The 12,991-nt window shown below is 40.6% G+C and carries 12 protein-coding genes and 8 tRNA genes; 18 read left to right on the forward strand and 2 right to left on the reverse strand.

Features of this window, described 5'->3' with window-relative positions; genetic code table 11:
* The first annotated feature begins 21 nt into the window (after positions 1 to 21).
* The 8 genes from COJ96_RS05560 to COJ96_RS05595 all read left to right on the forward strand — a co-directional run bounded on the left by COJ96_RS05560 (position 22) and on the right by COJ96_RS05595 (position 1,194).
* A tRNA-Trp gene (locus tag COJ96_RS05560) sits at positions 22 to 95 on the forward strand.
* A gap of 11 nt (positions 96 to 106) precedes the next feature.
* Positions 107 to 182, forward strand: a tRNA-His gene (locus COJ96_RS05565).
* 29 nt (positions 183 to 211) lie between these two features.
* Positions 212 to 286: transfer RNA gene (locus COJ96_RS05570), tRNA-Gln, on the forward strand.
* A 4-nt stretch (positions 287 to 290) separates the two neighbouring features.
* A tRNA-Gly gene (locus COJ96_RS05575) sits at positions 291 to 365 on the forward strand.
* Between the two features lie 8 nt (positions 366 to 373).
* Positions 374 to 447 (forward strand) — tRNA-Cys (locus tag COJ96_RS05580).
* A 42-nt stretch (positions 448 to 489) separates the two neighbouring features.
* Positions 490 to 575: transfer RNA gene (locus COJ96_RS05585), tRNA-Leu, on the forward strand.
* Between the two features lie 27 nt (positions 576 to 602).
* Positions 603 to 684: transfer RNA gene (locus COJ96_RS05590), tRNA-Leu, on the forward strand.
* A 436-nt stretch (positions 685 to 1,120) separates the two neighbouring features.
* A tRNA-Gly gene (locus COJ96_RS05595) sits at positions 1,121 to 1,194 on the forward strand.
* Between the two features lie 79 nt (positions 1,195 to 1,273).
* On the opposite strand, the gene COJ96_RS05600 is transcribed toward COJ96_RS05595, so the two are convergent.
* Complete coding sequence (locus tag COJ96_RS05600) at positions 1,274 to 1,945, reverse strand: B3/B4 domain-containing protein (protein ID WP_098571983.1); 672 nt, start codon at positions 1,943 to 1,945, stop codon at positions 1,274 to 1,276.
* Positions 1,946 to 2,055: 110 nt separating this feature from the next.
* Here COJ96_RS05600 and queG point away from each other — a divergent pair, with 110 nt between their 5' ends.
* The 6 genes from queG (at position 2,056) to yhbH (ending at position 9,155) form a co-directional block, all read left to right on the forward strand.
* Positions 2,056 to 3,186, forward strand: a complete 1,131-nt coding sequence (gene queG, locus COJ96_RS05605) for a tRNA epoxyqueuosine(34) reductase QueG (protein ID WP_098571984.1) — start codon at positions 2,056 to 2,058, stop codon at positions 3,184 to 3,186.
* Positions 3,187 to 3,270: 84 nt separating this feature from the next.
* On the forward strand, positions 3,271 to 4,146 hold the full coding sequence (locus tag COJ96_RS05610; protein WP_098571985.1) for an amidase domain-containing protein: 876 nt from the start codon (positions 3,271 to 3,273) through the stop codon (positions 4,144 to 4,146).
* Between the two features lie 73 nt (positions 4,147 to 4,219).
* Positions 4,220 to 4,693, forward strand: coding sequence for a tRNA (uridine(34)/cytosine(34)/5-carboxymethylaminomethyluridine(34)-2'-O)-methyltransferase TrmL (trmL, locus tag COJ96_RS05615; protein WP_098571986.1), 474 nt, complete (start codon positions 4,220 to 4,222; stop codon positions 4,691 to 4,693).
* Between the two features lie 51 nt (positions 4,694 to 4,744).
* Positions 4,745 to 5,494: an oxygen-insensitive NADPH nitroreductase gene (gene nfsA, locus COJ96_RS05620; protein WP_098572196.1), complete on the forward strand. Its 750-nt coding sequence runs from the start codon at positions 4,745 to 4,747 to the stop codon at positions 5,492 to 5,494.
* Positions 5,495 to 5,816: 322 nt separating this feature from the next.
* The gene (locus COJ96_RS05625) at positions 5,817 to 7,712 is read left to right on the forward strand and encodes a PrkA family serine protein kinase (protein WP_098571987.1); all 1,896 of its coding nucleotides are present in this window, start codon (positions 5,817 to 5,819) and stop codon (positions 7,710 to 7,712) included.
* Between the two features lie 282 nt (positions 7,713 to 7,994).
* Entirely contained in the window at positions 7,995 to 9,155 is a 1,161-nt protein-coding gene (yhbH, locus tag COJ96_RS05630; RefSeq protein WP_098571988.1) for a sporulation protein YhbH, read from the forward strand.
* A gap of 12 nt (positions 9,156 to 9,167) precedes the next feature.
* On the opposite strand, the gene COJ96_RS05635 is transcribed toward yhbH, so the two are convergent.
* A complete protein-coding gene (locus COJ96_RS05635) occupies positions 9,168 to 10,715 on the reverse strand; it encodes a recombinase family protein (RefSeq protein WP_098571989.1) in 1,548 nt (515 codons plus the stop codon).
* Positions 10,716 to 10,825: 110 nt separating this feature from the next.
* On the opposite strand from COJ96_RS05635, the gene COJ96_RS28470 reads away from it, so the two are divergent.
* The 4 genes from COJ96_RS28470 (at position 10,826) to COJ96_RS05650 (ending at position 12,872) form a co-directional block, all read left to right on the forward strand.
* Positions 10,826 to 10,993, forward strand: coding sequence for a hypothetical protein (locus COJ96_RS28470; protein WP_180229995.1), 168 nt, complete (start codon positions 10,826 to 10,828; stop codon positions 10,991 to 10,993).
* A 134-nt stretch (positions 10,994 to 11,127) separates the two neighbouring features.
* A complete protein-coding gene (locus tag COJ96_RS05640; RefSeq protein WP_098571990.1) occupies positions 11,128 to 11,958 on the forward strand; it encodes a DUF3102 domain-containing protein in 831 nt (276 codons plus the stop codon).
* A gap of 14 nt (positions 11,959 to 11,972) precedes the next feature.
* Positions 11,973 to 12,470, forward strand: coding sequence for a hypothetical protein (locus COJ96_RS05645; protein WP_098571991.1), 498 nt, complete (start codon positions 11,973 to 11,975; stop codon positions 12,468 to 12,470).
* 12 nt (positions 12,471 to 12,482) lie between these two features.
* Positions 12,483 to 12,872, forward strand: coding sequence for a helix-turn-helix domain-containing protein (locus COJ96_RS05650; RefSeq protein WP_098571992.1), 390 nt, complete (start codon positions 12,483 to 12,485; stop codon positions 12,870 to 12,872).
* Positions 12,873 to 12,991: the final 119 nt, after the last annotated feature.

Raw genomic sequence — 12,991 nt, forward strand, 5'->3', positions numbered from 1 at the left:
CCGTCCCCCTCCACCATTTATAGGGGTATAGTTTAAAGGTAGAACGAAGGTCTCCAAAACCTTTGGTGTGGGTTCGATTCCTACTACCCCTGCCAATTATACTGTGGCGATTGTGGCGAAGTGGTTAACGCATCGGATTGTGGTTCCGACATTCGTGGGTTCGATTCCCATCAGTCGCCCCATTATATTAAAATTCAAAATTAGTAAACATTGGGCTATAGCCAAGCGGTAAGGCATCGCACTTTGACTGCGACATGCGTTGGTTCAAATCCAGCTAGCCCAGCCAATTTGCGGAAGTAGTTCAGTGGTAGAACACCACCTTGCCAAGGTGGGGGTCGCGGGTTCGAATCCCGTCTTCCGCTCCAATATTTATGGCGGCATAGCCAAGTGGTAAGGCAGAGGTCTGCAAAACCTTTACCACCGGTTCGAATCCGGTTGCCGCCTCCATAATATTTGCCAAGTATATATAAGACTAAGTAATTAGTTTTCGCCGGGGTGGCGGAACTGGCAGACGCACAGGACTTAAAATCCTGCGGTAGGTGACTACCGTACCGGTTCGATTCCGGTCCTCGGCATTGCTTTATCAAAACATTTTAATACGCGCCGGTGTGGCGGAATTGGCAGACGCGCACGACTCAAAATCGTGTTCCGTTAGGAGTATCGGTTCGACCCCGATCACCGGTATCAAATGGTTTTAAAAAAAGTTGCTCATATATTTATGGGCAATTTTTTTTTGACTAAGATTATCGACCCTAATCGTTCCCTTGAATAAAGAAAAATGCAGTCAACGGTAACGAATAACCCCTAATTGTTCCCTTGATTAAAGAATAAAGCAGTCAACGGTAACGAATAGGCTCTAATCGTTCCCTTAATTAAATAAAAAAGCAATTAACGGTAACGAATAGCCCCTAATGGTTCCCTTAATTAAAGAAAAAGACAGTTCACGGTAACGAATAGATATGTCCGTATTTTCGATCATTGTGGGGGACGTGAACATCCGCACCCCCCTTTGTAATCTTTTTCGACAAAATCTGCATTTTTCCCTTGACTATAGTAAAAATAGTGTGTAATATAATAAGGGTCAGTTGCTGATATAAATGATTCATCAACTGTTAAAAATGCGGGTGTAGTTTACTGGTAAAACCTCAGCCTTCCAAGCTGATGTAGTGGGTTCGATTCCCATCACCCGCTCCATACATATTAACTAACGCAGTTTATCGTTACATAAGAGAACGATGAATTGCGTTTTTTTTATATAAAGAAAAAAGATGCCCTATGGACACCCGACTAATTGGAAGGTTGCTTCTCCTCCATGTATTTGAGTAAACATGTTCATCAATGACTCTGTTAGTCTCCTCGATTTTTCAACATTGGTTGACGGCTGCAAATAGATTATCTGCAGGGCATTTTTGGTCGCTAACGTTACTGGTGCTCTATCAGAATCGACGAAGGGACTTCCAAAGGGCCCCAGATTATCTGATGATACAATCAGGCGATGCAAAGAGTTTTTTCGTCCATTCAACCCAGTATACTCTTCTCCCTCCGTTCCCAATCGAATGTTCACGGGTCCATTTAAATTATCCTGATCGTAAATTCCAATAGGTACTTGATATTGTAAGGAGAAAAAATTATTTATATCAATTGCACTTTGAATAGATGAAAGATAATTTTGTTTTTGAACTCTTCTGTATAACGCTTCGACTGAGGGACGATATCGATTCGGGTCTTTCCCATACTTTTTAAAAACCGAACGCCATTCCTGAATACCAGAGAGTTCGCTAACATTTTTATTCTCTAAATCAAAAAAAATAGACTCTTGGAAGAGCTGAAGCCGTCCTCTAATCATTTGCGGCGACTCACCGACATTGATATTTTTATATTCAATTACCCCCACTTTAAAACTAGGTATTAGCTGGGTTACTTCCTCAGATAGATTAATTTCCAACCATTCCACCTCCAAAAATCATTGGAAATAGTTTATCATAAAATGATGCGCAACTAATAATTTAACTATCCAAAATTTTTATAAATCATTTCAAAGGAAGGAGGGGCCAAATGAAAGTCAAGGACTTAAAAGAAGAACTGATTGCCTATAGTAAAGAAATAGGTATCGATAAAATTGGTTTCACAACAGCGGACATGTTTTCTGAATTAAAAAATCGCCTAATAAGGCAGCAGTTACTTAACTACCAATCAGGATTTGAAGAACCAGATATAGAGAAACGAGTGAATCCTTCACTATTACTAGAGGAACCTCGTTCGATCATTTCTATTGCGATTGCTTATCCTTCCAAGATGAATCACCGTGTCGAAAGTAAGAAGGGTGAACGGAGAGGGATTTTCAGCAGGGCCTCATGGGGGCTTGATTATCATCATGTGCTTAATGATCGTCTTAAAAAGTTAGAGGATTTTATTATCACAAAGGTACCTGATGCGAGGTTAAAATCGATGGTTGATACTGGAGAGCTCTCAGATCGAGCCGTAGCTGAACGTGCTGGAATTGGCTGGAGTGGGAAAAACTGCGCCATTATTACACCGGAGTTTGGGTCGTATGTGTATTTAGGGGAAATGATCACAAGTATACCTTTTGAACCTGATACTCCAATAGAAGATCAATGCGGGTCCTGTACAAAGTGCTTGGACGCTTGTCCCACAGGGGCGCTGGTCCAAGGTGGACAGATTAATGCACAGCGCTGTATTTCCTTTTTAACACAAACAAAAACGTTTATTCCAGATGAGTATAGAGATAAAATTGGTAATCGCATCTATGGTTGTGATTCATGCCAGACTGCATGTCCTGTTAACAAAGGGAAGAACTATCATTTTCATGAGGAACTAGAACCACTTCCTGAAATTGCGAAACCTTTATTAAAGCCGATTCTAAAATTAAGTAATCGAGAGTTTAAAGCCAAATTCGGAAATGTTTCTGGTGCTTGGAGAGGGAAAAAGCCAATTCAACGGAATGCCATTATTGCCCTGGCACATTTTAAAGATGAATCAGCTATTCCAGATTTAGTAGACATTCTAGAGAAAGAGGGTAATCCCGTTTCAAGAGGAACAGCTGCTTGGGCCCTTGGGAAAATTGGCGGTGAGACAGCATTATCTGCATTAAAAAAGGCACAAGAACAAGAAACAAATCTTGAAGTACAAACAGAAATTGAAAAAGGACTACATTTTTATAGGTAAAAATGAGTGAACTAAAATGGTTCGCTCATTTTTTTGATTAAATTCTACTGACTATCATATGTATGAATGAAAGGGGTGAAGAATATGCTTCATTTGATACAAGAGTTATTTGAAAAAAGAGCAAATCAATTTGTTAGCGATAAAGGAACTACTCCTAAAGTATTTTTTCCAAAGGCTGATATGAAGCAAAGCACCTTTGCAAAAAGATCCGCTGAAATTGTAAAAGTAAAAACTTCCGGTAAAATAATTGAAATAGATAAGGAAGATGAATTTCAAACAGTAAAATATCAAGCCCATTATCAATATTTAATCAAGCAAAATGAATTACTGTATATGGAAGAAGAAGTGGAAGAAAGATTAGCTAAGTTTTATAAAAATGCTTTAGTGATGGACGAGGAAATCAGCCCTTATGGAGCGCAAGAAACCTATCAGTTTCCAACAGAATTGGATGTAAAGGATCAGGATGAACGATTAAGCTATCAGTATAACAGATTAAAGGCTGTCCAATATGCAGAAAGGTGGTGGAATAGCTACAATCCTGCATATAAAAAATTTGAGAATGATTGCACCAATTTTATATCACAATGCCTTCATAGTGGCGGAGCACCTATGAGAGGCTATCCTAATCGGGCAGCAGGCTGGTGGCTCCAAAAGAGCAATTATAGCTATAGTTGGGCAGTGGCACACTCTCTAAAGGGATACTTCGCAAATTCGAAAATAGGTTTACGGGCAAGGGAAGTGAACAGTCCGGATCAATTATTATTGGGCGACATAATTTGTTACGATTTTGAAGGGGATGGACGGTTTAATCATAATACGATTGTGACTGGTAAGGACGCAAATGGTATGCCGTTAGTTAATGCCCATACGTATAATAGTCGGATGAGGTATTGGGCATATGAAGATTCATCTGCCTATACCCCGAATATAAAGTATAGATTTTTTTCAATAATCGATTAAGGATGCTTAATTATTGAAAGGGTCTATGATAATGGTATAATTGCATGTAGAGTTTTTACATGAGGTGATTTCCATGTCAATTAATGTTGTTTTATTTCAACCGCAGATCCCTTCCAATACAGGAAATATTGCAAGAACTTGTGCAGGGACAGATACAAATTTACATCTTATCCGTCCGTTAGGCTTTTCTACGGATGACAAAATGTTAAAAAGAGCAGGACTCGATTATTGGGAACACGTTAATATCTTCTACTATGATTCTCTTGATGATTTTTATGAGAAGAATGCAGGCGGTGAATTTTTTTATATTACAAAATTTGGGCAGAAGGCTTTTAGCAGTTTTGATTACAGTCATTCAGGCAAAGATTATTATTTTATCTTTGGGCGTGAAACAACAGGACTACCGAAAGATGTCATTGAAAATAATAAAGAAGTCAGCTTGCGGATTCCAATGAATGAAAATATTCGTTCTCTAAACCTGTCCAATACAGCCGCCATTCTTATCTATGAAGCGCTAAGACAGCAAAACTATGCGCATCTACAATAATCCGAGGGGGCCTAAAGGGCCTCCTTTTATGTAATGGAAAGGAAGATTGTTATGAATGAAGTAATCCAAACAATATTAAACCACCGCTCTATTCGCCAATTTGAGGACAAGCAACTAACAGACGAACAAATTAAAACAATTGTTACTTGTGCTCAATCTGCATCCACGTCCAGCTTTATTCAGGCTTACTCAATAATAGGTGTGAAAGACAAAGAAATAAAGAAAAAATTAGCAGAGATTGCAGGTAATCAGGAATATGTTGAAAAAAATGGCCACTTTTTTGTCTTTTGTGCGGATTTATACCGCCATACCATTATTGGAGAGAATGAACAGGTAAATGTAGCCCCTTCGCTTGAAAGCACGGAAAAGTTTATGGTAGCCCTCATCGATGCATCTTTAGCCGCACAAAATGCAGTGATTGCCGCAGAATCGATGGGGTTAGGAATTTGTTACATAGGTGGAATTCGAAATAATTTAGATGAGGTAGCAAAGATTTTAAAAACACCAGAGCGGGTTATTCCTTTGTTTGGCCTAGCAGTGGGGTTTCCGACTAAACTAAATGAAAAAAAACCGAGGTTGTCATTTGAACATGTTTATCATGAAGACGAATATGAACAAGATGCAGAGGCATATATTAGCCAGCTGCAGAATTATGATAACTTAATTTCTAATTACTATGAAGAGCGGACAGGCGGGAAAAGAAAAGACCGTTGGACAGAACAAATGGCAAGGATGCTTGATAGGAAGAGTAGAATGTATATGAAGGAATTTATTCAAAAAAATAAACTGGATCTTCATTAAAAAAAGCTGCCAATTGGCAGCTTTTATTTGGTTGAACCTGGTTTGTCATTATAACCTGATGTGAAGATTGCCGCTAAAAATGCGACCATTACTAAACAAACGATGAAAGTGTTCATATTATGTAATCCTCCTTCGTCATACATTTTTCTATCTTGTCTCACATATAGTTTTATTATAGCCTATCTTATAAAAATGAAAAGAGGAAGATTCTTTTTATTGTTACAAAAAAGATAGACGCTAACCACAATGGTTACGCATGTTCAAAAGCTTATCAGCATAGAGTATATTAATCGTCTCTGATAAACCTACGGGGGAGGGCCTTATGGATATTCTAAAAAAAATCGAGATGTATCGTGAGGAAGAAGAAAAGTTACGTTGGGAAGGGTCATTCGCAGATTATTTGCAATTGTTGAGAGAGAAGCCATGGGTTGCACAGTCGGCACATTCACGAGTTTATAATATGCTTAAGGATGCAGGAATTACTGAAGAAAAAGGGACGAAGAAGTACGAATTCTTTAGTAATCAATTATTTGGGTTAGAGGAGTCACTTGAGAGGCTTGTTGAAGAGTACTTCCATCCAGCAGCCAAAAGACTAGATGTAAGAAAACGTATTTTATTATTAATGGGTCCTGTAAGCGGCGGGAAATCCACGCTTGTTACCATGCTAAAACGTGGACTTGAAGCATACTCCCTCACGGATCGAGGCTCTGTTTTTGCGATTAAAGGATGCCCGATGCATGAGGACCCACTTCATTTAATTCCACATCATTTGCGGAAGGATTTTTTTGATGAGTATGGCATCCGCATTGAAGGTAACCTTTCACCTCTGAACATGATGCGTCTTGAACAGGAATATGGTGGAAGGATCGAAGATGTATTGGTTGAAAGAATCTTCTTCTCTGAAGATAAGCGAACAGGGATCGGTACATTCAGCCCATCCGATCCGAAATCACAGGATATTGCCGACTTAACAGGTAGTATTGATTTTTCAACGATTGCGGAGTATGGTTCTGAATCAGATCCTCGTGCCTATCGATTTGATGGTGAACTTAATAAGGCTAACCGAGGAATGATGGAGTTCCAGGAGATGTTAAAGTGTGATGAAAAATTCTTGTGGCACTTACTGTCGCTCACCCAGGAGGGGAATTTTAAAGCAGGACGCTTTGCCCTCATTAGTGCTGATGAGTTGATCGTTGCTCATACGAATGAAACGGAATACCGATCCTTTATCTCCAATAAGAAGAATGAAGCATTACATTCAAGGATTATTGTTATGCCGATACCTTATAACTTAAAGGTGTCCCAAGAAGAAAGAATTTATGAAAAAATGATCAATGAAAGTGATGTTTCTGATGTTCACATTGCACCGCATACATTAAAAGTAGCTGCAATGTTTACTATTCTTACTCGTTTAAAGGAACCGAAAAAAGGCGATATTGATTTACTTAAGAAAATGCGCCTATATGATGGGGAAAGTGTAGAAGGCTTTAATACTGCCGATGTGGATGAATTGAAGAAGGAATATCCTGATGAAGGTATGAGTGGTATCGACCCTCGTTACGTAATTAACAGAATTTCATCGACAATCATACGTAAGGAAATACCATCAATTAACGCACTTGATGTATTAAGATCATTAAAAGATGGACTCGACCAGCATCCGTCCATCACCGCAGAGTTACGGGAACGTTATATGAATTATATTTCATTAGCCCGGAAAGAGTATGATAATATTGCCAAGAAAGAAGTCCAAAAGGCATTTGTATATTCGTATGAAGAATCAGCAAAAACCTTAATGGACAATTATCTTGATAATGTGGAAGCCTATTGCAATAAATCGAAACTGCGTGATCCGCTCACTGGCGAGGAGATCAATCCAGATGAGAAGTTGATGCGCTCCATTGAAGAACAAATTGGGATTTCTGAAAATGCGAAAAAGGCCTTTAGGGAGGAAGTCCTCATTAGGATTTCAGCCTTTGCTAGAAAAGGGAAACGATTCGATTATAATTCCCATGATCGTCTCCGTGAAGCCATTCAAAAGAAATTATTTGCTGATCTAAAAGACGTTGTGAAAATTACCACTTCATCCAAAACACCTGATGAACAGCAGTTAAAGAAAATCAATAATGTAGTTGCAAGATTAGTGGATGAACATGGCTATAATTCACAATCAGCGAATGAATTACTTCGTTATGTAGGAAGTCTATTAAATAGATAATAGGTTGGGGTTAAAATAGTAGGGACTGGCAGAAGGAAATCTGTCAGTCTATTTTTTTCCTTACTCAAATTCACGATAACATCTGTAATGCTCTCACTGTAACACTTTGTCCAAATTCATAGGCGAAAGCACAATTGTCAAAATAATTTGTAAATTATTCTTTATTTCTGCATAGGATAAAGTAATCCATATTTATCTTATTTTTTCACTCTCGTTATCATATGTATTGGATGAAAATGTGTGCATTTTGGAACCTATTAAATTAATAAGGAGGGGTTTACATTGTCAACAAACAACCATCAATTTGTCATTTCAAGAGAAGATTGGTCCCTCCACCGTAAAGGCCACGATGACCAGCAAAGGCATCAGGAAAAAGTGCAGGAGGCAATTCGAAACAATCTTCCTGACTTAATTACTGAAGAAAGCATAATCATGTCTAACGGTCGAGATGTCGTAAAAATTCCAATTCGTTCATTGGACGAATATAAAATCCGTTATAATTATGACAAAAACAAACACGTGGGCCAAGGTGATGGTGACAGTCAAGTAGGTGATGTAGTAGCACGTGATGGTTCTAGCGGCCAGAAGGGACCTGGAAAAGGCCAAGGAGCTGGGGACCAAGCAGGTGAAGATTACTTTGAAGCGGAAGTATCATTAATGGAGCTGGAGGAAGCATTATTTAAACAATTGGAGCTTCCAAATTTGAAAAGAAAAGAAGAGCAAGAACATCTAGTTGAAAACATTGAATTCAATGATATTCGCAAAACAGGGCTGATGGGGAATATTGATAAGAAACGGACGATGATGTCAGCTTTTAAAAGAAATGCGATGACTGGAAAGCCAGCGTTCCACCCTATTTACAAGGACGATCTAAAATTTAAGACCTGGAATGAAGTAATTAAACCAGATTCTAAAGCAGTTGTGATTGCCATGATGGATACAAGTGGTTCGATGGGGATCTGGGAAAAGTATATGGCGCGCAGCTTTTTCTTCTGGATGACTCGATTTTTAAGAACCAAATATGAAACGGTAGAAATTGAATTTATTGCCCACCATACGGAGGCTAAAGTTGTTTCAGAGGAAGACTTCTTTTCAAAAGGGGAAAGTGGTGGAACGATTTGTTCGTCCGCATACCGGAAAGCACTTGAGATCATTGATGCCAAATATAATCCACGTAAGTTCAACATCTATCCATTCCATTTTTCAGACGGTGATAATCTTACTTCGGACAATGCTCGTTGCGTAAAGCTAGTTGAAGAATTAATGAAAGTGTCTAATATGTTTGGCTATGGTGAAGTAAATCAATATAACCGTAAACGCTCTACACTCTTTTCGGGGCTAGAGCGCATTAAGAACGATAAGTTTCGGTATCACATTCTGAGCCAAAAAGCGGACATTATCCACGCGCTTAAAACGTTTTTTCCGAAAGAAAAAGAAGGCTGATTTCCGGCCTTCTTAAATTCGCGGATATAGCCGTACCTCAAAGTCGTCTGGCTTCGTCCATTCTTTTTTTCGGAGGTAGGTCGCTTTATCCAACACCGTTTTCAATAGTGCATTTTTTCTCTGAATGTCTGCGCTGTGGTATGCGTCAAGCACCGATTTTAATTGCGGCAGAAAGTCGTCCACGTTAGACTTGCGCATTTCCTCCTTTTGAATCTCGTCAGTAAAACCTCGAATTTCTTCTTGCAGACCGTTTATGCGCTCGGCTAGGTTAGTTTGACGTTCCATAAACGTATCTATATCGTAGATGCCACGCTCTAGTAAATCGTGCAACTTGCTTTTCTGCGTCAGCAGTTCGTCGACTTCCGTTTGCTTTTTATCTATAAGCAACTTTTTATACGGAGTGTCATCGGTGCTGTCCGGTTTATTAGTTTCGGTAAGTGCAGCAATCCGTTTCGCCATTGCGCTTAAACCGCCCAGTACACTTTGCTCAACGAGATTAAGCGCGGCTCCTTTTTGAACGCCTTTGCACCCTGGCTGAGCGCATCGTATAACGTCGTTAGGCCGATTCGGTCGTGGCTGATACAACATGGAGTATCCACACACTTCGCATTTTAGGATGCCTGCCAACGGATTTGATAATGCCCTTCCTACGTTAGTAGACGGCCGCCAACGGCCGGAATGTGCGCGGTTTGCTGCTTCGAATAACTCAGCCGACACTAGCGGATCGTGAGCGTTCTCTTTTATCGTCCATTTATTGCGAGGCATTTTCACCTTCTTATACTTGCCGTTCCGTTTTACGTGCTTTATCTGGCCCCATACGATATTTCCGATGTATGCCTCGTTTTTAATAATCGCAGTAATGCTACTCGGCGACCAATTTTTACGCTTAGTGTTTGGCGGCTTAATTCCGAGTCTGTCCAATTCTTGAGCAATGGCTTGGCGACCGTGTCCGTCTCGCATCATTTCGAATATCTTTTTAACGACCCACGCCGTTTCAACGTCGGGATAAAGACGCAGATTTTCATCGCGTGCATATCCGTATGGCGGCACCTTTGAAATTGACTTTCCTTCGCCGGCCGATGCGACTCGACCACGCTGCATACGACGGGTAATCGCTTTTAATTCTTCGCGGGCGACAAGCGACTTGATTCCGAAGACCAGTTCCCACGTTTCCGATTCCGGATCATAAACTTCGGTCGGCGTGAGTATCTTCGTGCCCGAATAACGGAAGGCTCGGTCGAGTAATCCTTGGTCGAGCATGTCGCCACGACCCAGCCGGTCTAAGTCCATAACGAGGACGCCATCTACTACGCCAGCCTCTAACTCGCGGAGCATTTCCTGAACTTCAGGGCGCTCGGTGACGGATTCGCCGGATACGACTTCTTCATATATATGGACGATGTTGTGGCGCTCCCTTTTCGCAACAGAAAGCAAGGTGTTGCGGTGGCGTTCGAGCGTATCGTAAGTTTCTCCGTGTTCGCTCGCTTTCTTTTCTTCTTCGAGGTCTTTTCGACTTTTACGTAAATAAATATCAATATTAAGGCCGCTAGGACGACTCATTTAAATCACCTCTCCACGAATTATAACCGACTATACACGCCAATGTAAATTGAAATTATCTGCGCGAAAGAGCCGACTGGCGCGACATACAGTTTGGGAGCGTGGTTGACATGAAAGAATATAAATTCGGAAATACGAGGGTCATAGTTCACTCGCCGTTATGGGCGTTATCTGACGAAGAACAAGATAAATGGGTAAAAGAGGAAACCGAAAAAGGTAATCCCGTGCTTGCGGAGATTCGCGAGGCGATAAATGATTGTTATAGAAAGCGAGACTAGCGGTGCCGAAACGGGTATCGTTATTTTTTTTTCGATTTTTTTTACGAAGTAAGTGCGCGATGTTCAGGAGTCGTGCGACATACATTGTGTAAGGCGTAATAATCACACGGCATAAAACCGGAGGGGATTAATTAGTGAATAGTGTTACGGCGCTAAGCGATGATTTGCATGTGATAACGGTCGAGATTAATTCCTATAAAGAAGTTGCGGGTACCGCGATTTTTGAAATAGGTAAAAGACTAAAACATGTAAAAGAAAATGACTTAGCAAAAGGTCAGTGGAATAGCTGGTGCGAAACAGTGGTGGGGTTTAAGCGACAAACGGCAAATAGATTTATACAGGCTTTTGAACAGTTCGGTAACGGTACGACGTCGTACCATATTGAAAGTGGGAAAATTTTTGAGTTAATATCACTACCTGCTGAAGTGGATAGGGTTTCTTTCTTAAAAGAAGAGCACGTAATACCTTCTACAAAGGAGGTTAAGATGGTAGACGAAATGACCGTTCGCGAGCTACGCGAAGTCAAAAAAGCGCTAAAGGCAGCGGAAGCACAACGCGAGCTTGCCTTAAGAGACGCGCAAATCTTACGCGACACACTTGAATCAATCGAAGATAAAGAGCCAGAAGTTGAAGTTCGTACCGAGTACGTTGAAGTTAAGGACGGAGCTGCGGAAGAAAAACTTCGTAAATATGAAGAACGATTCGGCGACATTGGTGTTTATGAAGGTACTACGACAAGAGTAACGAATGGTGACGCAATAACTTACGCTGTATTCGAATTCTCTGAGGATGTCCGAAAATTCGTAGAAAAGTATAGCCATCTGCCTCATTTCGCAAGAGAGTTTAGTGGAATGATAGGCGAAGGTAAGTCGGAATATCAGAATGCGATTCAGGCGATGTTTTCATTAATGAAGTCGATCGAACGAAACTTATCCGAGGAAGACGTACTAATAATTAACCAATAAAAGGAGCGATTAATATGTTGAGTTTAAAAAACGTAAAAAATGGTGGAGTAGCAATTGTTTTCGGAAAAGAATTCGCAGAGGAAGCGCGAATGTTGTTTCCGGCAATTTCGGCGAAAATATTCGGTTTTGAAAAATTAACGGCACTACCTGAAAAGAAAGAATCTTCTTTGTTAGAGATTAAGCAGAAGGTTGAAGGATGTGGTTTGCCGAAGCCGTCCGTTCAGTTGAGTATTGAAAAACTCGAACCATCTAAGCCGGACTTCTCAGTGTACGTAAAACAATACGTTGACGAAGAATCTAAACAAATGCTCGCTTACAAAAGAATTTACGCTGAAATATATGCGCGAACAGGTTTAAAAGTAAACGAGGAAAAGAAAAAGATGATCGCTGCGAGAAAAGAAAAGCCTCACGGAATGAGAGGTCCTCAAATATGGGCGAGCGATGTTATAAGAGCTTTAGGCCTAAATGACTTAGCGTTAGAAATCGCTAAGCAGGTTGTTAAAGAAGTCTAAGGAGGCGCAATAATGTCCGACAAACATCTCGTATCAGTCGAAACTCAATCTGAAATATCGCTCACCACCGGAAAAAAGGAAACGCGCATCTTCGTTAAAATGTACGTCGAAGCCGTCCACAGCGGACTAATCGCCGACATGGGACCGGAACGCTGGCAGACACTTTGCGTAATAGCAGCGTTTATGGACGAAAAAGGCGAATGCTATCCGACACAATATGCGATAGCCCAACGATTAAATGTCGCCAGAGAAACGGCAAACAGGCGCATCAAGTCGCTATGTGATTATCGCTGGCAAGGGCGGGCGGTCGTTCAGAAGGTTCAGTCGCGGGATCACGATAAGCAAACGTGGGATAACGTCAGGTATACGATATTGCCGATAAGTGGGCTCGAGATATTCTAACGTCACACGGTAAGCGTCACTCGGCGGACGTCACATAAACAATAACCATAATAACGAGAGCCATTATAACGAGAGCCATAAAACATTGCGCTAGATAGAAAAGCACTATCTATCGCTAC

Origin of the sequence: Bacillus sp. AFS073361, assembly GCF_002567005.1 — a bacterium.
Classification (GTDB): Bacteria; Bacillota; Bacilli; order Bacillales; family Cytobacillaceae; genus Neobacillus.

Excerpts from the sequence above, each read along its gene's own strand:
- queG (WP_098571984.1), top strand. The coding sequence starts at position 2,056 with ATGAAAGTCAAGGACTTAAAAGAAGAACTGATTGCCTATAGTAAAGAA.
- COJ96_RS05610 (WP_098571985.1), top strand. The coding sequence starts at position 3,271 with ATGCTTCATTTGATACAAGAGTTATTTGAAAAAAGAGCAAATCAATTT.
- trmL (WP_098571986.1), top strand. The coding sequence starts at position 4,220 with ATGTCAATTAATGTTGTTTTATTTCAACCGCAGATCCCTTCCAATACA.
- nfsA (WP_098572196.1), top strand. The coding sequence starts at position 4,745 with ATGAATGAAGTAATCCAAACAATATTAAACCACCGCTCTATTCGCCAA.
- COJ96_RS05625 (WP_098571987.1), top strand. The coding sequence starts at position 5,817 with ATGGATATTCTAAAAAAAATCGAGATGTATCGTGAGGAAGAAGAAAAG.
- COJ96_RS05635 (WP_098571989.1), bottom strand. The coding sequence starts at position 10,715 with ATGAGTCGTCCTAGCGGCCTTAATATTGATATTTATTTACGTAAAAGT.
- COJ96_RS28470 (WP_180229995.1), top strand. The coding sequence starts at position 10,826 with ATGAAAGAATATAAATTCGGAAATACGAGGGTCATAGTTCACTCGCCG.
- COJ96_RS05645 (WP_098571991.1), top strand. The coding sequence starts at position 11,973 with ATGTTGAGTTTAAAAAACGTAAAAAATGGTGGAGTAGCAATTGTTTTC.
- COJ96_RS05650 (WP_098571992.1), top strand. The coding sequence starts at position 12,483 with ATGTCCGACAAACATCTCGTATCAGTCGAAACTCAATCTGAAATATCG.